The organism is Lentimonas sp. CC4 (assembly GCF_902728235.1).
Classification (GTDB): domain Bacteria; phylum Verrucomicrobiota; class Verrucomicrobiia; order Opitutales; family Coraliomargaritaceae; genus Lentimonas.
The window spans coordinates 2,287,319-2,306,305 of record NZ_CACVBO010000001.1; the positions used below are offsets into that span (position 1 = coordinate 2,287,319).

At 51.7% G+C, this 18,987-nt stretch carries 12 protein-coding genes; 6 read left to right on the top strand and 6 right to left on the bottom strand.

Annotated elements, in window-relative coordinates:
- Nucleotides 1–137: 137 nt before the first annotated feature.
- The 4 genes from GZZ87_RS09945 to GZZ87_RS09960 all read right to left on the bottom strand — a co-directional run bounded on the left by GZZ87_RS09945 (nucleotide 138) and on the right by GZZ87_RS09960 (nucleotide 6,843).
- A complete protein-coding gene (locus GZZ87_RS09945) occupies nucleotides 138–995 on the bottom strand; it encodes a helix-turn-helix domain-containing protein (protein WP_162027210.1) in 858 nt (285 codons plus the stop codon).
- 75 nt (nucleotides 996–1,070) lie between these two features.
- Nucleotides 1,071–1,739, bottom strand: coding sequence for a hypothetical protein (locus GZZ87_RS09950; RefSeq protein WP_162051265.1), 669 nt, complete (start codon nucleotides 1,737–1,739; stop codon nucleotides 1,071–1,073).
- A gap of 10 nt (nucleotides 1,740–1,749) precedes the next feature.
- Nucleotides 1,750–5,829, bottom strand: a complete 4,080-nt coding sequence (locus GZZ87_RS09955; protein ID WP_162027212.1) for a hypothetical protein — start codon at nucleotides 5,827–5,829, stop codon at nucleotides 1,750–1,752.
- A gap of 138 nt (nucleotides 5,830–5,967) precedes the next feature.
- Complete coding sequence (locus GZZ87_RS09960) at nucleotides 5,968–6,843, bottom strand: AraC family transcriptional regulator (protein WP_162027213.1); 876 nt, start codon at nucleotides 6,841–6,843, stop codon at nucleotides 5,968–5,970.
- Nucleotides 6,844–6,955: 112 nt separating this feature from the next.
- Between GZZ87_RS09960 and GZZ87_RS09965 the strand changes: the two genes are divergently transcribed.
- A complete protein-coding gene (locus GZZ87_RS09965) occupies nucleotides 6,956–8,197 on the top strand; it encodes an L-rhamnose isomerase (RefSeq protein WP_162027214.1) in 1,242 nt (413 codons plus the stop codon).
- A gap of 69 nt (nucleotides 8,198–8,266) precedes the next feature.
- On the opposite strand, the gene nirD is transcribed toward GZZ87_RS09965, so the two are convergent.
- Both nirD and nirB read right to left on the bottom strand, forming a co-directional pair.
- Nucleotides 8,267–8,611: a nitrite reductase small subunit NirD gene (nirD, locus tag GZZ87_RS09970; RefSeq protein WP_162027215.1), complete on the bottom strand. Its 345-nt coding sequence runs from the start codon at nucleotides 8,609–8,611 to the stop codon at nucleotides 8,267–8,269.
- Nucleotides 8,612–8,644: 33 nt separating this feature from the next.
- Nucleotides 8,645–11,164 carry a nitrite reductase large subunit NirB gene (gene nirB, locus GZZ87_RS09975; protein ID WP_162027216.1) on the bottom strand — a complete coding sequence of 840 codons (2,520 nt, stop codon included), beginning with the start codon at nucleotides 11,162–11,164 and terminating at the stop codon, nucleotides 8,645–8,647.
- 237 nt (nucleotides 11,165–11,401) lie between these two features.
- Between nirB and GZZ87_RS09980 the strand changes: the two genes are divergently transcribed.
- The 5 genes from GZZ87_RS09980 to GZZ87_RS10000 all read left to right on the top strand — a co-directional run bounded on the left by GZZ87_RS09980 (nucleotide 11,402) and on the right by GZZ87_RS10000 (nucleotide 18,915).
- Entirely contained in the window at nucleotides 11,402–11,674 is a 273-nt protein-coding gene (locus tag GZZ87_RS09980) for a VF530 family protein (protein WP_162027217.1), read from the top strand.
- Between the two features lie 357 nt (nucleotides 11,675–12,031).
- Nucleotides 12,032–13,193 (top strand): peptide chain release factor 2 gene (prfB, locus tag GZZ87_RS09985; protein ID WP_178092134.1). Its coding sequence is split into 2 segments (ribosomal slippage): nucleotides 12,032–12,109 and nucleotides 12,111–13,193, totalling 1,161 coding nucleotides; the frame shifts between segments, so codons are not numbered across the junction.
- On the top strand, nucleotides 13,186–14,616 hold the full coding sequence (locus GZZ87_RS09990; protein WP_162027218.1) for a hypothetical protein: 1,431 nt from the start codon (nucleotides 13,186–13,188) through the stop codon (nucleotides 14,614–14,616). The genes prfB and GZZ87_RS09990 overlap by 8 nt, the downstream gene beginning before the upstream one ends.
- 714 nt (nucleotides 14,617–15,330) lie before the next feature.
- Nucleotides 15,331–17,877 carry a glycogen/starch/alpha-glucan phosphorylase gene (locus GZZ87_RS09995; protein ID WP_162027219.1) on the top strand — a complete coding sequence of 849 codons (2,547 nt, stop codon included), beginning with the start codon at nucleotides 15,331–15,333 and terminating at the stop codon, nucleotides 17,875–17,877.
- Nucleotides 17,878–18,222: 345 nt separating this feature from the next.
- Complete coding sequence (locus GZZ87_RS10000; protein ID WP_162027220.1) at nucleotides 18,223–18,915, top strand: YceH family protein; 693 nt, start codon at nucleotides 18,223–18,225, stop codon at nucleotides 18,913–18,915.
- Nucleotides 18,916–18,987 lie beyond the last annotated feature (72 nt).

The window sequence follows — 18,987 nt, forward strand, 5'->3', positions numbered from 1 at the left end:
AAGCAGGTCGGTTGCTCGCGGCAAGGCACAGCCTTGCGGGATTTTACCTATGCTTCAGTGAAAATGGCCACTTGTCAACGTGGCATATGAAAATGGCTAAAAAATCTATTTAATAGCAATAGCCAGCATTCTTAGGGCTATTGGTTTGGAGTTCCTTGCTGTTGGCCGCGGCGGAATTGTAAGGGACTGACCGTGAACGTTTGGCGGAATAGCTTGAAGAAGTGTGGCAGGTTGTTGAAGCCGCAGTCGTAGGCGATTTCTTCCACGCTTTTGGTTGTCATCAAAAGTTGATGAGAGACACTTTGCAGGCGTATGTCGTTGACGAAGTCGGTAGGAGTTTGCTCGTAGAAGCGTTTCATGCTGCGAGAGACGTGCGCGGGTGTCTTGCCGCTGATGCGCACGAGCGCATCGACACCTTCGGGTAGTGGTCGTTCTTCGCGGAAAATTTCCATCGCATTGACGAGCCAGTCTGGAGCGATTTTGGTTTCTTGGAAACGTAGCGGAATGAGCGGTGTGAGGTTTAAAATAAAGCGGTCGATGGCTGCGGGTTCGCGTGGTTCAAGGGCGAGTGTCTCGATCGCGTCATGCACGGCAGCGAGGCGTTCTTCGTCTAGGTGGAATGCGGCCTTGCTGATGTCGTCGATTTGAAACCAGCTGAACTGGTTTGGGTAGCGACGCTTGGCATGCGTGACGACAGAGGGCTTCATGCCGATATTCGTAATGAACAGCTCGTTCTTAGAGGAGGCCGTTACTTTGTGTGCATCCTTTGGGGTGATGATCAGCACATCGCCTTTGGAGATTTTGTAACGGTGTCCGTTGATTTCGTGCGTGCCTTTGCCATCTTCAACGAATGCTAGGTCATAGAAGTTCTGTGCATGGTAGAAGCTGCCTTTGCCCTTATTGAATTTGGAGCGAAAAACGTGGTGACTATGTTCGGCGGGAAAGAAATCATCCCAGTTGTAGGTCTTCTCGATGGCTTTAGTTGGCTTTTTCATATGCTGTGTTGACCAAGCATTAGATCAATTTCCGGCAGGGGGAAGTAAAAAATACGTATATGAGTCTGTTGGGCGTTATTTAACGTCTGGATTGCGCACGAGTTGCACTTTGACGTGTTCATTGTCGTTGATGGCAAACACGAGGATGCTGGACGAGGTGCTAAGTGGCCAGCGCTTGCGATAGATGAGGTTCCACTTTCCTTCTTGGTCGGGCGCTGCGATCGAAGCTTTTAGCTGTGGAATAGAGGGACTGTTGAGCTCTAGATCTTTCGTCATATCTGCAAAGTGGCTTTGATTCGGTTGCAGTGTGAAACGGTCTTCGCCCAGAGCAAAGGCGAGGGAGTCGTTGCTTAGATTATAGATGCTTACGTGTGCGGGCATAAACATTTGACCATTGTCTAGGCGCTTCACTTGCAGGCGATCGGCGTTGGGCGAAATGAGTAAGACCGAGCGCTTGCTGTCAATGGGCACCGAGGCCACGGGTTGGTCAAACTTCAAGCCTTCTGCATTGGTGCCTTCCCTGTAGATAACCATGGGGCTGGGGCCGTAGTAATCGTAGGTGGCGGAGAGTCCGCGATGTGGCACTTTGATCCATTCTTTCTTTTGCCCTTTAAGGACGTATACTGGGTGTGGGATAGGAGCCCATCCCAGACATTGAAATTGGGTGCGAATCGCATCATCGGCAGCATCCAGTAGCAGGCTTGTGCCGATAAATAAAAGGAATATGCGTAGTGTTTGTAGCATTTTGGGTTGGTTAAAGTTCATCCTTAGTGAGCCAGCGAAAGCTGATGATTTTAAATTTTCGACCATAGGTGCGTGCTGCTTGGGAGAGGGCTGCGTTATTATTGCTAGTATATTTCCATTTGTCGTTTTGCCATGTTTTGATATATGCGGGCTCTTCGCTCGGCGAGTCGTCGATATATTCGGGGTAGCGCTGCACGATGGCTTCACACCATGCTTCGCCATTGGCCTGCCCAGTTATTGGATTCAAGGTGTTGCCATAGCTGCGGATGGTAAATGTGTCTGAACGGGGCGTGAGCACAGGAGCAAGTGTCTTCAGGAGATCAGGCTGTAGTAACCATCCCGTATTGCCAGCAGACTGATCGCTAGCGAGAGCTTGTGTGCGGAATGTGCCAGTCCAGTCGTCGTGAGGATTGTATTGAGCGGGCTGCGTGAGGCCAGGGCTGGTGGTGTTGACGGTGTCATCAAGTGCTGCTTGTAGCGCGGAGCGATTGCCCAGATCCGTGTCTTCCAAGCGACGGTTGACGAAGTCGGCCATAGATACGAAGGGGCCACGCTCGCGGACTTGCTCCACGATGCTTGTTGCGAGTGTATCAAGTTCTGCGCTACTGAGGGCTCGGAAGCCGCTCCAACTGCTATTGATGTCAGTGGCTCTGTCTTGCGCGTTGTCGCCAAAGCGCAGCAGTGGGAACTCATCGTTGAGGTTAATGCCGGGGATGTTGACTGTTTGCAGGTGGCCGAGCAGTGCCTTCCATGCTAGAGCGGACGTCGAGTTGACGTTAAATGCGCCATCAACCATTAGGTGTGCGGCGGCGGTGTCGAAGTCGCTCAGCTCTGTCATACTGACGGTGCGGACAGTAGGGACGATGCGCGGATTAGGTAGTTGCCCGCCAGCGAGCAGATAGGTTTCGTCGAACTCTTGATTGAAGGGGGGAGTGGTATTGTTGTCTCGCGCGCTGCTTTCGTCGGGCACCGAGGAGAAGAAGTAGTCGTCGAAGAGGGCTTCATTATAGAGATAGCTGGCGTCGGGTAGGTAGTAGTTCAGGCTCCCGCTGCCGGATGCTTTGCTGAAACTGCGCACGGCGTATGTCTCGCCGATCTCTGTAAAAGGTGAGGCATATCCGGAGCCGATGGTGTAGGTCGGCTGCACATCGTAGATGCCTAGATTTGCGTGCATCAGGCTGCCGACGGATTGCAGAGGGTAGCGCGGAATGTCGTAGACGATGATGTTGTCTTGGCCGCCGGGGCCGAATTCGTTACCCCAGCGTGGCACCCCGTTAATCATATTTTCGATGCCGGGCGTGACGAATGCGCTGGAAGGATCATAGACCTCAGTGGACCATAGGAAACCATCTGGATTGTTGTCGGTAACTTGCAGGAAAGCTTGTGCGGCTGGGTTAAATTGCGCGAAGAGTGGCAATCCCTCACTTGCCGGGCGATCCGCAGGTAGGGAGAGGGATGCGAGGTAGCCGAGCACTTGCACGCCGCGGAATGAGACGTCGTCAACAATGTCTAGGTAGCGATCGGCGTTATTCAGTAGCTCGTTGCCACTACGGTTATAAGCGAGGCCATCAACGGCGGCTCCGGCTGGGCTGAGGTCTTCGATGTTGGTCGCAGAGTTAAATAGGCGGCGGACCGTGCGTCGGCCGCTGGTGCCAGCTTGGGAATCGAGCGATGGGATGGAGGCTGCGATCGCGCGGGCGCGGGTGTTGCCGGCGTTCGCGATGCGTTCGTTGGCGCTGTCGCCATTGACGTCGCTCATGTAGAGGTCGATCCCCCAACTGGTGTCAGTGTCGTATTCGGAGCGTGCTTGCACGTGGTAGGAGATGCCGCTGATAGGTGTGCCACGCGGGATGAGAGTTTTATGTGGCAGTGCGGCCGAGACGATCCCGTTGAGTGTCGTGGAGGGATTACTGGCGCTGGAGACTAATACATTGCCGCCTGTTTTGGGTTCGGCAATGCCATCCATGGCGAACATTTGAATTTGACCGGGAGCAATTGGAGTATCGGACTCGATTTTAAGATTGAGCACATTGTAAGGATCCATGCCGACTAGATCGAGGCGCGATTGCTTTTCTTTGCGGCGTGTCAGGCTTCCTAGCAGTAAGGCTTCGCTATCAGCAAAATTTGCTGCGGAGTCTCTGCTTGGTTTATCGGAGGGCACGTTAAATATGAGTGGATTACCAGAACCATCTAGTATCGCGAAATCGTATTCGGCGAGATTAGGCACGCTGTTCTTATTAACGTGTCCAGAAAACCAACGGATTTCGACTTCGAAATCGTTCAAGCTGACGTTGTAAGGATTCCACACCATGGCATACGGACGCACGATGACGTGTAGTGCGAGGTTGTCGCGTAGTGCGTCGGCGAGTGCGGATTCTGCGGGATCGCTGGTATTGAGCTGCTTGTAGTATTTAGTGAGTGCAGCGGGTGTGGCGGAGATGCTTAGATTGGTGAGAATGCGTTCCCGCGTCCAATAGGCATGGTCACCGTTGGCATCGGAGAAATTGAGATCCCACAGGTCGGCGGCTGTTGCGCTACTGAGCGCGAGCTCGGCGACAGTGCCTAGCACTACTGGTGCGATGACGTGTTGAATCGGCTGTTGGCGCTTATTGTTGACGTTGACGGAAGTCTCTTGGTTGTGGATTGGATTGTGTAAGCCAGCATCGCTGGCGCCTGGGCCACTCGTGTAGAGCCAGCGTGTGGCGTTGGCATAGGTGGAGGCAGTATCTTCAGACGGCACAAACTGAGTGTTGGTTGTAGCAAAAGGCCCCGGGCCACGTGGTTCAAATGCGGTGCTATTATCAGTCGGATCGGTAAAACCAGCCGGGCCGTCGTTGTTGATGTTTTTGATGTAATAATAGTTGCTGGTGCTATTGTAGTCGCCGACTTGATCCTCTGCGGGCGCGGAGCCATCGCCGAAGCCTGCTAGCCATAGTGGATAGGGGCGATAGCTATTGGCATAGGATTGCGCGACATCCCACAGTCCACCTTTGAGATAGTAGTCGCTATTAGTGCGCACCCACCACATCGGACGTCCCGCTAGGGTGGTGTCAAACTGATCGCCGAGCCCGCGCGAGAGATCCTTCTTTAAGCCGCCATCGCGAACATTGGACAACACACCAAAACTATGTGCTGTCCAATGATCCGCCAGTTCGATGATTTTTTCTTCTTTCTGAGTGGGGCTATAACTGGTGCTGCTTAAAATGTTACTGGTGTCGAAGTATTTTGATAGGTCTTCCTTCCAGTCATCATCACTGAGGCTGAGCTCGGTCCATTGGTTGAAGGCCGGGCTGAAGTTGTTCGCAAGGGCGAGTAAATCTTCTTCAGTCGTGCCAGCAGGGGCAAAGCTCTCGTTGCTGTTTATTTTTATTTTCACACCTTCATCGCCGATCCACCAAGCGTATCCGCCAGTGGTGGCGCCTGCGTCAAGGATGGGCACCACACCGGCCTCGGTTTCGATCGTGATTACGCCGGGGCGCCCTGTGGCGAGGCGTTGCTTCGTGCGTAGCAGTGCGACCGTGCCGAGGCTGGGGTTGATGCTCTCCAGATCTAGCGTGTCGAGTGAGGTGATTGGCTGTTCGGAAGAGAGTAGCCATTCTGGGCCATTCTCCCACGTCAGGGCATTGATTCCGGTGGCGGCATCTTGTGCAGTGCTGTTGTTCGCACCTTTTCGCACGCTCCACTTGTGGATGTCAGTCGCGCTGAGATTCGCATCGATCTGGTTTGCAATATCATTTGATTTCCAGACTCCAGTCACTAGCTTCTGGCTATCAGCGATAGTCGCTCGATCACTTAGGATGTCAGCCGTTGCAGTGATGCGCGCATCTGGGCCAGCGGTCTTTTGTAGGTCAGCTAAAGCGATGTTGAGACCCAATAGCGCATTCTGACGTGCCGATTGAATCTTTGTATTCCGCGCGGACTGTTCGGTCTCAACCTGTATTAAAGTGACCATGCTCAGAATCAGCAATAGCACGAATGCCATCAGTGACAGTGCGATTACCAATGCAAAGCCGTCATTTCTTTTATTACTGTGGATAGTCATTCTAGGAGGTAGTAGATTCTTGGAGGGGAGTATTGAAATAATACTCATCTCTAGTTGAGGTATGTCAACCAAAAGAAGTATAATGAGCATTTATTGACATAAATATCAACGTGGGATACATAATAACTTCAATGATTTGCTATTGAGATCCCTTGTTTAACAGGGGCAGGTGGACCCTCCCAAGGCTTACATTGAGCATTTGCTGGGTGAATGGCCAAACTGCTTTTTGAAGGCTCGCGAGAAGTAATAGACGGACGAGTAGCCGAGTTCGCTTGCGGTTTCTGAGATGCTTCGTTGCTCGCGTATTAACAAATCGCGCGCGCGGTTGAGCTTGATCGTATTCTCGAACTCACGAGGTGAGTAGCCGGTCTCTTTTTTGAATGCGAATCGAAAGCGCGAATAGCTGACACCCAATTCACTTGCGAGGGCTTCAAGGTTAGTATGCGTCGATAAGTTGTTCAGCATCGTAGCCTTTGCCAGAATCACCAGCTCTGCATCTTTACTCTGTGACCTACCGACAGTTAGCGCACCTGATTTAAGAAATGCGAGTATGAGGGGCACATGACTCGCGAGCACTTGCTCCTTGGCGGCGATGGGTTGCTGTATCCAGTGTAGAATTTGATCGAAGTGCTTGATCAATGCATCGCCCTGGGCGACCTTGCAGATCGGCTCCTCAGGCGAGAAAAAAGACCCCATGATGCGGCTCGCTTCGCGGCCAAGGAACCCCGTCCAATACTCCGACCAGCCAGTTTCTGGATCAGGCTTATAGCGATGCCATTCATTCGGGAACAGCAATATGGCATCGCCACTATTGACTATCGTCTCCGACAGGGAGCGCGATTCGAAGGTGCCAGACCCTTTAGTGATGTAGACGACCTGAAATTCGTCCAAGGTTCGACGACCATCTGTGTCAAAAAGGTGACTCAATGGGTGACCTGTATGGGGGTATTTTGAATGCGGCGGCACGCTTTGGCGCCCCGCGTGAATTAACCTCCAGCCCCATTCCTTTGCCTGCTGGTCTGTTGGGAGGTAGCGACTGAAACTTTGCGGACTATGAGACATGAACTCATTGAGTTTAGTAATGTCAAAAAGTGCAAATACAATGTCAGAGGGTGTATTCCAATTGTTAGTATATGGGGGTATAATTTGGCGTTTTAACCAATCCTGTAGAACTATGTTTACTCAAGTAAAAGAATTGTATGCGTCGCTAGGCGTTGATGTGGAGCAGGCCCTAGAGGCCATGGCAAAGACGCCGATTTCATTACACTGCTGGCAAGGCGATGATGTTGTCGGCTTTGAGGCTGGCGCTGGTGCGCTTGGTAGTGGCCTCGCCGTCACGGGGAACTATCCTGGCAAGGCGCGCACGATTGCTGAATTACGTCAGGACTTGGAGAAAGTCCTCTCTATGCTGCCAGGGAAGCATCGTTTAAACCTACATGCGATTTACGGTGATTTTGGCGACGAATCTGTCGATCGCGATCAGATTGAAGTGAAGCATTTTCAGAGCTGGATTGATTGGGCGAAGGAGCAAGGGATTGGGCTGGATTTCAATCCATCTTGTTTCTCGCATCCGAAGGCAGATGATGGCCTGACGTTGAGCCACCCCGATCCAGAAATCCGTGCTTTCTGGATTGAGCATTGTAAGCGTAGTCGAGTGATCAGTGCAGCGATGGGCGAGCAACTCGGAACTGCTAGTGTGATGAATGTCTGGGTGCCAGATGGTATGAAGGATATGCCGGCGGATCGTCAGAGCTACCGCCAGCGATTGTCTGACAGTTTGGATGAAGTCTTTTCTGAAAAACTAAACCCTGCGCACCATATTGATGCGGTGGAGTGTAAGCTCTTTGGTATTGGGTCGGAGAGTATGGTGGTTGGCTCGCATGAATTCTACATGGGGTATGCGATCAAAAATCAGACTGCGCTTTGCCTCGACGCAGGTCACTTCCATCCGACCGAAGGAATTGCAGATAAGATTTCTTCCGTGATGATGTATGTGCCAGAGTTGTTGCTGCACGTGTCTCGCGGTGTGCGGTGGGACAGTGACCATGTGGTGCTGTTCGACGATCAAACGCAGGCAATTATGCAGGAACTCGTCCGCTGCGACGTGCTGCCGCGCACTCACATTGGTCTCGATTTCTTCGATGCATCGATCAACCGAATCGGCGCATGGGCGATCGGCACGCGTGCCGCTCAGAAGTCTTTGCTCCTTGCGTTGCTGGAACCTCGCGAGCAATTGCGAGCAGCAGAACTTGCTGGTGATTATACCACACGCTTAGCCCTGCTTGAGCAAGCGAAGGCATTGCCATGGTCGGTGATCTGGGAGGAGTTCTGTAAGCGTAATGAAGTTCCAGGTGAGATGGCACTTCTAGATGCGGTTAAGCATTACGAAGCCACCGTTCTTGCTGGTCGTTGCTAATGGTGTGTGGCACAAAAAAACGGAGCACGTCTGTGCTCCGTTTTTGAAGGTGGTTTGGCGAATGGTGTTTTAGACCTGTAGGTAAACGCGGCCGTTTTCGCGTTTTACGGGATAGGTGACCAGGCTGGCTAGCTCGCCTTCGCCGAGAAACTCGCCCGTGCGGAGTGAGAAGGTGTGCTTGTGCAGCGGACATGCAACCTTGGGCTCTCCGTTTTGGGTGCCCGTTAGGCCGCGGGATAGCACCATTTGTCCGTTATACGGGCTCTGGTTTTGCACGGCATACCATTCGTCGGTGTTGAAGTGGAAGACGGCGATCTGCAGTGCGTCGTGTTGGATGCAGATGCCGAGGCCTTCGGGGAAGTCGGCTTCGCTGCCGGCTTCGATCCAAGTTGTTTGTTCAAGTGTGTCTGACATGAGAATTAGGAATTAGGAATTAGGAAATGTGTGTTAAACGCTGGTGAGTTCGCCTTCGAGAGCGGGTTTGATCTGTGTGCGCTCGCGGGTGAATTTGACGTTCGGGTCGACGGCGTCGCTGTTGCCGAAGTGTTTGAAGAGCTTGAGCTTTTCAGGGTCTTCGATCGCGTCCTTCCACTCGCAGTGGTAGGTGTCGACGAGGTGCTTCATCTGCTGGTCGAGATCGTCGCAGATGCCGAGTTTGTCGTCGACGATGACTTCGCGCAGGTGATCCATGCCGCCTTCGAGTGAGTCGACCCATACCGAGGTGCGGGTGAGACGATCGGCTGTCTTGATGTAATACATCAGGAAGCGGTCGATATATTTGGTGGTCGTTTCCTCATCGAGGTCGATTGCAAATAGATCGGCGTGGCGTGGCTTCATGCCGCCGTTGCCGCCGAGGTATAGGTTGTAGCCTTTCTCGGTAGCGATGATGCCGAAGTCTTTGCTTTGCGCTTCGGCACATTCACGGGTGCAACCACTGACGGCTGACTTGAGCTTATGCGGCGAGCGGATGCCTTTGTAGCGATTCTCCAAACGGATCGCGAGGCCGACACTGTCTTGGACGCCGAAGCGGCACCAGTTGCAACCAACACAGGATTTAATAGTGCGAAGGGATTTTCCGTAGGCGTGGCCACTTTCGAAGCCAGCGTCGATCAGCTTGCGCCAGATCTCGGGGAGGTCGTTGAGTTGAGCGCCAAATAAATCGATGCGCTGTCCGCCGGTGATCTTGACGTAGAGGTCGTAGTCTTTGGCGACTTCGCCGATCACGATCAGCTTGTCGGCTGTGATTTCACCACCTGGCACGCGTGGCACGACGGAGTAGGTGCCGTTCTTCTGAATGTTCGCGAGGAAGCGGTCGTTGGTGTCCTGTAGCTTGGCGTTTGATTTAGCGATGACCTTGTCATTGTGAATCGATGCGAGGATCGAACCGATTGCTGGTTTGCAAATTTCGCAGCCGTGTTCGCCTTTGCCATGTGTGCCGAGGAGGGCGTCGAAAGTGGTGATGCCGGAGACTTTGACGATATCGTAAAGTTCGGTGCGGGTATGAGCAAAGTGCTCACAGAGATCGGTGTTGACCGCTTCGCCGAGCTCGCCGAGTTGATAGTTGAGCAATTTGGTGACGAGTGGCACGCAGCCGCCGCAACCAGTGCCAGCTTTAGTCATGCTCTTAATATCGCCGAGTGTGCGCACGCCGTCGTTAATGATGACGCCGCAGATCGCGCCTTTGCTGACGTTTTCACAGGAGCAAATCGTCGCAGTGTCAGGGAGTGCTGCTGGGCCGCCGCCGATGTCCTCGGAGCCATCACTGGCTGGAAGGATCAACTTCATCGGATCTTCGGGAAGCTCCATGTGGTTGAGTGTCATCTGTAGTAGGGTGCCGTATGCTTCGGCGTCGCCGATTAAGATGCCGCCGATCAGATACTTGCCATCTTCCGTGAGGATGAGGCGTTTGTAGACCCCTGAATGCGGGTCGGTGATGGTAATATTTTTATGCGGCTCCTTGGTTTCGATGTTACCAAAGCTGGCGACGTCAGTGCCGATCAGCTTGAGCTTCGTTGACATGTCAGCACCAGTGAAACCAGCTTCGCCGCCGACGAGCTGGGTTGCGACTGCATCGGCCATGGTGTAGCCAGGTGCGACGAGACCATAGATGAAATTATTGTAGAGTGCGCACTCGCCGATCGCGTAAACATCTGGATCGCTAGTGAGCAGTTGATCGTTGACGAGGATGCCGCCGCGCTCGCCGACTTCGAGGCCGGACTCACGAGCAAGTTCATCGCGTGGGCGAATACCTGCGGAGACGATGATCATGTCGACATCGAGTGAGGTCTCGTCCTTGAACTCCATGCCGGAAACTGCGCCTTCGCCTGCGATGTTGGTGGTCGCTTTGTTGAGGTGCACGGAAATGTTACGAGTCTCGATGATGTCCTTTAGGATCGCGCCGCCTTCGTCGTCGACTTGTCTGGCCATGAGGCGTGGAGCAAATTCGACCACGTGTGTTTCGAGGCCAAGGTCTTGTGCGGCTTTCGCGGCTTCGAGGCCGAGGAGGCCACCGCCGATGACCGCTGCCTTCGATGCGACTTTGGCGTGCTCCATCATACCTTCGAGATCTTCGATGGTGCGGTAAACAAAGACGCCCTTTTTATCGATGCCAGGCACGGGTGGAACGAATGGCGAGGAGCCTGTTGCGAGCACTAGCTTGTCATAGCTGACTTCAACGCCTTTCGCAGAGATGACTTTCTTTGCCGCACGGTCAATCGTGACGGCTTTGTCTTCGAGGTGAATGGTGATGTCATTTTCCTCATACCATTTGAGTGGCTGTAGTGTGAGGTCTTCAGCGGTCTTACCGGTAAAGTATTCGGAAAGATGCACGCGGTCGTAGGCTGGGCGTGGTTCTTCACAAAATGTGATGATGTTAAATTGTTTGTCGGTGTCCTTCTCAACGAGTCGTGAGCAGAACTTGCAACCGACCATACCGTTTCCGATGACGACGATGTTTTGTTTTTTCATATATATAAGAGTGTTAAATTCGTTTTAGGAGTTTGTGGGTGGTTTAGCGTGTGCCGTGCCAGCTTTTAGTATGCGCGATATTTAACTATGAATAATTTACATGAATTATATTAATGAAAATGGGTTGCTGGTTTAAACGCATGGCAATGGGAGAAATCACTTGATTTGAATCTTCACATAGCTGTCTGGCTGTGGCATCTTGCGCCCTTCGTTTTATTTCACGAAACACTGACTTGCATGAACCACGAACAACCTAAGAACCCTTTACACGGCTATACGCTCGAGCAGATCGTCATCAGTCTCTCTGACTATTATGGATGGGACGGCCTTGGCGGTCGTATTGAGATTCGCTGCTTCAACGAGAATCCGTCGGTTAAATCTAGCCTGAAGTTCTTACGTCGCACGCCATGGGCGCGTAAGAAGGTAGAGGAGCTGTTTGTCTATACACTTGAAAAATACGGCACAGATGAGGCTTCGGAGGAAGAGGCGGCGTCTGAAGGTGAGGGGTAGCGGACTTTGGGCGATTATCTTGATGGACATTTGATGACGCGCCGAATGGCACTACCCTGAGATTCGAGTTGAATTCGTAGGGGCTTTGCTCGCGAAGACCGCAATAACACTGAACACTATCGTGTCTCCTTCGCCTTAAACTCCTTTAGCCGCCTGCGACTCAGTTTTCCCAACAATAATATTCAGAATTGTTGAGATTGTCTCCGAGTAAATTCCCGCTACGTCGCGTTTATTCAATCATCCACTGTCCTTTGAATCGTGCCAGTTTAGGTGTGCTTGCGTTACCTTTGGGGGATTCGGTATCGCTTCGCCATTTTTATCTTTAACTCTGTGCGCTCTTCGTTCCTATCTTAGCGCATGAATTTGATTACACCAGATGTGCGTTCCCAGATAACAGAGGTCACCCGTCGTGCCGGCCATATTTGGAGGTATCTTTGACGGGGATACCAAGACGATACAGATCGCTGAGTTAGAGGCGAAGATGGTTGAGCCGGGCTTTTGGGATGACCAGAAGTCGGCACAAAAAGTGATTGGCGAGGCGAATCGCATGAAGGCGATGATTAATCCGACCAAGGCATTTCGTGTCGAGTTGGATGATTTGGCTGCTATGCTTGAATTGGTCGATGAGATGGCGGACGATCCTGATGCCGAGTCGTATCAGCAAGAGGTTTTGGATACTTTGGCACGCATGCAACCGAAGTTGGATGAGCTTGAGTTGGCCTCTTTTTTGAGTGGGCCGAATGATGGCTGTAATGCGCTATTGACTGTGAATTCGGGTGCGGGTGGCACGGAGTCTTGTGATTGGGCAGAGATGTTGTTTCGCATGTATTCACGTTGGGCCGAGCGTGCAGGTTTTTCGGTGGAGGTGCTCGATATCGCTCCGGGTGAAGAAGCGGGCATTAATGCCGCGACGATTCGTATCTCGGGGCCGAATGCGTTTGGCTATGCCAAGGCAGAGCGTGGAGTGCACCGGTTAGTGCGCATTAGTCCGTTTGATTCGGCGGCGCGGCGGCATACGTCCTTCTCGTCGGTTGATGTGATTGCAGAGTTGGAAGACGATGCGGATATAGAGATCGATCCATCGGATCTTCGCACGGATGTGTATCGTGCAAGTGGTAAGGGCGGGCAGCACGTTAATAAAACTGAGTCGGCAGTGCGCTTAACGCACATCCCGAGTGGTATCGTGGTGACCTGCCAGAATGACCGTTCGCAAATTAAAAATAAAGCCACTGCGATGCGCACGTTGAAGTCTCGCTTGTATGAAAAGCAAGAGGACGAGAAGCGCAGCGAAATGGAGAAGTTTTACGGCGAGAAGGGCGATATTGCTTGGGGCAATCAGATCCGCTCGTATGTCTTCCAGCCGTATCAGATGATCAAGGATCTGCGCACCGGTGTGGAGTCTGGTAATATCCAAGCGGTCATGGATGGTGCGCTCGAACCGTTTATTCATGCATGGTTACGTGCCGGTGGTCCGACTTCGCGTAAATCTGCGGCTGAGAGAGAATTTGGAGATGAGTGAGATGGCAGAAGAAGTGCAGGGTTTGAGTCATGCGGCTGTGGTTAAGGCCTTTTCTGAGCAGAGCTTGTTTGAGAACAAGACTTGGCGGTATTCGCCTGTGGCGTTTCCGTTGGATGCAAAACAAGTGGCTGAGATCGCATTGATCGGGCAGGCGTGTTACGATTTCTACCGCGCGCATGAGTCGCTTTATTTGCGCTCGGCAACGGGGAAGAATTTACTACGTAATCGCGAACTTAAGGCGCCGTGGGTTGCGGAGTATCTAGACCGCGGTAAGCCAGACGCGCTGATCGAGCATGCGCGTTCGAAGGCGCTGCGGGGTTCGACGCCAATGGTGGTGCGTCCGGATTTGCTGATGACGGAAAACGGATTTGCGCTCACTGAGATCGATTCGGTGCCAGGGGGGATCGGGCTGACTGCATTTTTAAATCGGCTGTATGAAGGTGTGCATGCCGATGCTCTGATTGGGGCTGGCATGCAGGATATGGTGGAGGCGTTTTATCAAGCGCTCTGCAGTCGCGCGCCGGAGGTCATTTCGCCAATGATTGCCATTCTTGTCAGTGATGAGGCTGCGACGTATCGACCTGAGATGGAGTGGGTCGCCGAGGAGCTACGACTACTCGGACGTCGCGTGTATGTGTATCATGCCGACGATGTGATGCCGCTCGGGGATACGATTTGTGTGCCGATGGATGGTGAACCGCAGCAGGTCGATGTGATCTATCGCTTCTGGGAATTGTTTGATTTGGCGAATGTATCGATCGCTGAGCATTTATTGAAGGCGCGTCGCGAGTCGCAGCTGAGCTTGACGCCGCCGATGCGGCCGTTCCAGGAGGAGAAGCTGAATCTGGCGCTCTTCCATCACCACATGTTGGAGGATTTCTGGAAGGAGGCGTTGCCGAAGGCCTCGTATCGCGTGTTAAAACGAGTGATTCCGCAGTCGTGGATCATGGACCCGGTGGAGTTGCCGCCCAATGCCGTGTTGGATGCGCCCTTGATTGGTGGTAAGCCGATGACTAATTGGTTGCAGTTGGCGGATGCGAGTAAGAAGGAGCGTAATTTGATCATTAAGATCAGCGGATTCCACGAGAGCGCATGGGGCGCACGGAGTGTGACCCTGGGGAGTGACTCTTCGAAGGCCGACTGGGAAAGTGCGATTCAGCAGGCGGTCACCATGGCCGACACCTCGCTGCATATTCTGCAGACTTACGAGAAACCGCGTCGTTTGCGCCACCCTGTCTATAGTGAAGATGGCAGTCTCTATCAAATGGAGGGACGTATGCGTTTGTGCCCGTATTATTTCGTCGATGAAAAAGCGCAGCGTGCGCACTTGCATGGCGTGCTGGCGACATTGTGCCCTGCCGACAAAAAAATCATCCACGGTATGAAGGATGCGGCCTTGTTGCCCTGCGTGCTCGCAGATTGATACCATAGATAGCGATGAGTCCGGTTTGGAGAGGTTTTGCTGGGTTATTCGCAGTTGTTTTCCTTGCTGTCTATGTGACTCAGATGGAGGACAGAGCTGAGGCAGAAGCGGCTCTGATACGCGAAGTTGATCCGATTGAGGTAGCCTCACTGGCATACGAACGTGGTGACCTTACTTTCTATGAAGTGTGGTTTTCACGAACAGACAAGGACGGGCGAGAGGTGGGTGGTTGGATTTTGCTTGGTCAGAAAGAGATCCCTGAAGGGCTCTTAGGCGCTTATCCTGATCGATTCCAGTTCCGCAATTCCAAACATTTTGGCTTAACGCATGAGCAGAACTTATTCAGTCGAAGGGCACGTAAATGGTCACTCGCATACAATACTCACCTAGCAAAACTCCTATCTCCTGAGCTAGCGAATCCCTGAAGTGGGCAAATGCCTAAAATTGCGCCATGTTGGTGTTTTTTTGGCATCCTTTTAAGAGTGAAAATACGCATTATCACGCGTGCGCCCTGTGTGTAAACTGTTGAATACGTGAGGTTTTTTGTATAGTTGCGTGCGCGTAGCGTTTCAACTTGTTCGTTGCATAGATTTTACAAAGAACTGGCCTCTTTTGTGCTTTCACTCTTTCAAATTTTCAAAAAATAGTTAATTTTTTCGCTTTAAATATTACTGCGTCGGCAGAATTTTATAAATTTCCACACATAAATACGTTATGACCAATACAGCAAAAAAAACCGCAAAACCTGCGGCTAAAAAAACCGCAGCCAAAAAGGCTAAGGTTACAAAAGCGACAGATACATCCTTTCGCTTTAGCACTGAATCTACCAAGGACTCGATGAAAGCATCGATTCTCAATCACTTACGCTTCACGCTGGCACGTCACCCAGAGAACGCGACGAAGGACGAGTGGTGGACTGCGACCTGTTACGCCGTGCGTGACCGAGTGCTTGATCGCTTCATGAAGACTCAGGGTGTGCACCATGAGAAAAAGGTGCGCCGTGCTTACTATTTGAGCTTGGAGTATTTGATGGGCCGCTTGTTGGTTAATAATTTGCACAACTCGGGCTTGTTTGAACAGACCCGTGATGCGCTGGGTGAACTCGATCAGGATTTCAATGCCATCGCGAATGAAGAGGCGGATATGGGGCTCGGTAATGGTGGACTCGGTCGCTTGGCTGCATGTTTCCTCGATTCCTTGGCATCGTTGGATCTCCCAGCGATTGGCTATGGTATTCACTACGAATTCGGTCTGTTCCGTCAGGAGTTTAAAGACGGTTACCAAGTTGAGCATCCGGATGCATGGATGGAGAAGGGCTGCCCTTGGGAGGTGATGCGCCCGAATTTTGCGCAAGAAGTTCAGCTCTACGGTCGTGTTGAGCATCATATGGATGACAAAGGCGCTTTCCGTCCTGTCTGGGTCGACCAGAAGACCATTGAAGGGGTGCCATACGACATCGCGATCGTCGGTTATGGTGGCGAGACTGTGAATTTCCTCCGTCTTTGGGATTCAAAGGCATCGAGTGAGTTTGACTTCAACATCTTTAACGATGGCGGGTATGTTGACGCCGTGCGTGAAAAGGCAATGGGAGAGACGATCTCCAAGGTGCTGTATCCGAATGACTCGACAGAGAATGGTAAGGAACTTCGTTTGGTTCAGCAGTATTTCTTCGTGAGTTGCTCGTTGAAGGATATCATCCGCCGCTTCCTTGCGAATCACAGTGATTGGTCTGAGTTCCCTGAGTTCAATGCGATCCAGCTCAACGATACGCACCCTGCGATTACTGTCGCTGAGCTTATGCGTTTGTTGATCGATCAATACGGCCTGAACTGGGATGACGCATGGGCGATCACCAGTAAGACCTGTAACTATACAAATCATACGCTTCTTCCTGAAGCGTTAGAGAAGTGGAGTGTGCCACTCTTTGAGAAGGTGCTTCCTCGCCACTTGGAGATTATCTACGAGATCAATGCGCAGTTCCTCGAAAATGTAGTTGAAGCTAAATGGCCTGGTGACAGCGCTAAGAAGGCTGAGCTTTCAATCATCGAAGAAGGTCATCCAAAGATGATCCGCATGGCATATTTGTCAGTCGTTGGTTCTACTAAGGTCAATGGTGTGGCAGCGTTGCACACTGATTTGCTGAAGAAGAATCTGTTCAAGACCTTCCATGAATTGTATCCGAACAAGTTGATCAACATGACCAATGGTATTACACCGCGTCGTTGGTTGCTCGCATGTAATCCAGGACTCAGTGAATTGATTTCGGAGAAGGTTGGTTGCGATTGGCCGAAGCACCTTGATAAGCTGCAGGGCATTGCGAAATTCGCAGACGATGCAGCATTCCAGAAGCGCTACATGGATATCAAGCGTGCGAACAAGCAGGCATTTGCTGACTTCGTGCTCGAAGATTCCGGCACGGTGATTAGCCCAGATGCGATCTTCGATGTGCAGATCAAGCGTCTGCACGAATACAAGCGTCAACACCTCAACGTGCTGCACATTCTGACGCTTTACCGCCGCTTGCTGAACGATCCAGATTACGACATGAATCCACGTGTATTCATCTTTGGTGCGAAGGCTGCACCAGGGTATGCACTGGCGAAGAACATTATTCGTGCGATTAACAAAATTGCTGAACTCGTTAACAACGACGAGCGCATCAACGATAAGATCAAGATCGTCTTCCCGCAAAACTATCGTGTCACGATGGCTGAGAAGATGATTCCAGCAGCCGACATTTCTGAGCAGATCTCGACTGCAGGTAAGGAAGCATCTGGCACGGGTAACATGAAGCTTGCGCTGAATGGTGCACTCACAGTTGGCACACTCGACGGTGCGAACGTTGAAATCGGCGAAGAAGTCGGCGATGAGAACATCTTCATCTTCGGTAACACGGTTGATGAAGTTGAAGCACTCAAGGCTCAAGGCTATAACCCATACGATTACTACAACAGTAATTGGGAGCTCAAGTCTGTGATCGATTGGTTGCGCTCGGACTACTTCACTCCTGGAGAGAAGGATGCATTTGCTCCGCTTTGCAATAGTCTGCTAGAGGGTGGCGATCCGTATCTCTGCTTGGCTGACTATGCTGATTACGTTCGCGCTCAAGAAGATGCAGATAAGGCATTTAGCGACAAGAAGCGTTGGGCAAAGATGGCGATCATCAACACTGCGAGCATGGGTAAGTTCTCCTCTGACCGCACGATTAGCGAATACGCCGAGCAAATCTGGAACTTGAAGCCAGTTAAGATTGGTAAGTAAGCCAACCGCTTAAACCGCATTACACCGAGGCCGGTGCGCAGCATATTTTTATGCAGAGCGCACCGGCCTCTTTTTTGTCGAGTTACACCGCATCGATCACTGTCTGATCTGAATCGTTGCTTAATTCGTATCCTCGAAACTCTGTTTCGGGGATATTTTATCAAGTATTCTGATTTTCAATAGGGTATCTGATTGTCTCGAATAGATAATTTTCCGGAACTTGAGCGTGAAGACGTAGTTGGCCACCTAAAGCAAGCCGCTTACTTCACCGCGAACCAAGATACTCGTCTGCATACTTCGCACTTGATTTTATAGGGTCTTGTGGCGAGTTTGAGGCTCACTTTTATGCAATACGATTTAGACGATACTCCTTTGATTCTTACTCCTGCAGAAGCCCGTGTGCTGGGTTGCTTAATGGAAAAGTCGGTTACGACTCCTGATATTTATCCGTTGTCATTTAACGGCTTGATTACTGCCTGCAATCAGAAGACGAATCGTAATCCAGTCGTCGAATATGACGACGAGATCGTCGCAGAGGCAGTAGAAGGTTTGCGAGAGAAGCACCTGCTGTATCGTGTGGATGGTGCAGGTTCGCGAGTTCAGAAATACAAGCATCGCGTGGATGAACGCTTTGGCATCGTGCCTGCCAGTCAGGCCTTGCTGACGGTCTTGCTGCTGCGCGGTCCGCAGACCGGAGGTGAGTTGCGCACTCGTAGCGAACGTATGCACTCTTTTGCTAATACTGAAGCTGTGGATGAAGAGATCACTTCAACCACTGAGGACCTATCGTTCCCGCTATGGCGCCGTTTGCCGCAAGCACCTGGGCAAAAAGAGGCGCGTTACATGCACTTGCTATTTGGCGAAGAAGTTGCGGCAGAAGTGCCTACACCATCGTCGGTTGCCGTTGAACCTGCCGTGGCTTCAGTGCAACAGCGCAATGAACGCATCGCAGAGTTGGAAGGTCGAGTCGATCAGTTGGAATCCGAGCTCGCTGCAATGCAGGCAGCCTTTGCGGAGTTCCGCACGCAGTTTGATTAATCCGATTCAGATCAATATTTGATCTGGATCGGGTCTCAGTTCGTAGCCTCCATGTGTTGCTCTCCGGGCTAT

Bases quoted from the DNA above. Each gene is read 5' to 3' on its own strand.
- GZZ87_RS10000 (WP_162027220.1), top strand. From the start codon at position 18,223: ATGCAATACGATTTAGACGATACTCCTTTGATTCTTACTCCTGCAGAA.
- GZZ87_RS09995 (WP_162027219.1), top strand. From the start codon at position 15,331: ATGACCAATACAGCAAAAAAAACCGCAAAACCTGCGGCTAAAAAAACC.
- nirD (WP_162027215.1), bottom strand. From the start codon at position 8,611: ATGTCAGACACACTTGAACAAACAACTTGGATCGAAGCCGGCAGCGAA.
- GZZ87_RS09950 (WP_162051265.1), bottom strand. From the start codon at position 1,739: ATGCTACAAACACTACGCATATTCCTTTTATTTATCGGCACAAGCCTG.
- GZZ87_RS09990 (WP_162027218.1), top strand. From the start codon at position 13,186: ATGAGTGAGATGGCAGAAGAAGTGCAGGGTTTGAGTCATGCGGCTGTG.
- GZZ87_RS09980 (WP_162027217.1), top strand. From the start codon at position 11,402: ATGAACCACGAACAACCTAAGAACCCTTTACACGGCTATACGCTCGAG.
- GZZ87_RS09945 (WP_162027210.1), bottom strand. From the start codon at position 995: ATGAAAAAGCCAACTAAAGCCATCGAGAAGACCTACAACTGGGATGAT.
- GZZ87_RS09965 (WP_162027214.1), top strand. From the start codon at position 6,956: ATGTTTACTCAAGTAAAAGAATTGTATGCGTCGCTAGGCGTTGATGTG.
- GZZ87_RS09955 (WP_162027212.1), bottom strand. From the start codon at position 5,829: ATGAGTATTATTTCAATACTCCCCTCCAAGAATCTACTACCTCCTAGA.
- GZZ87_RS09960 (WP_162027213.1), bottom strand. From the start codon at position 6,843: ATGTCTCATAGTCCGCAAAGTTTCAGTCGCTACCTCCCAACAGACCAG.
- nirB (WP_162027216.1), bottom strand. From the start codon at position 11,164: ATGAAAAAACAAAACATCGTCGTCATCGGAAACGGTATGGTCGGTTGC.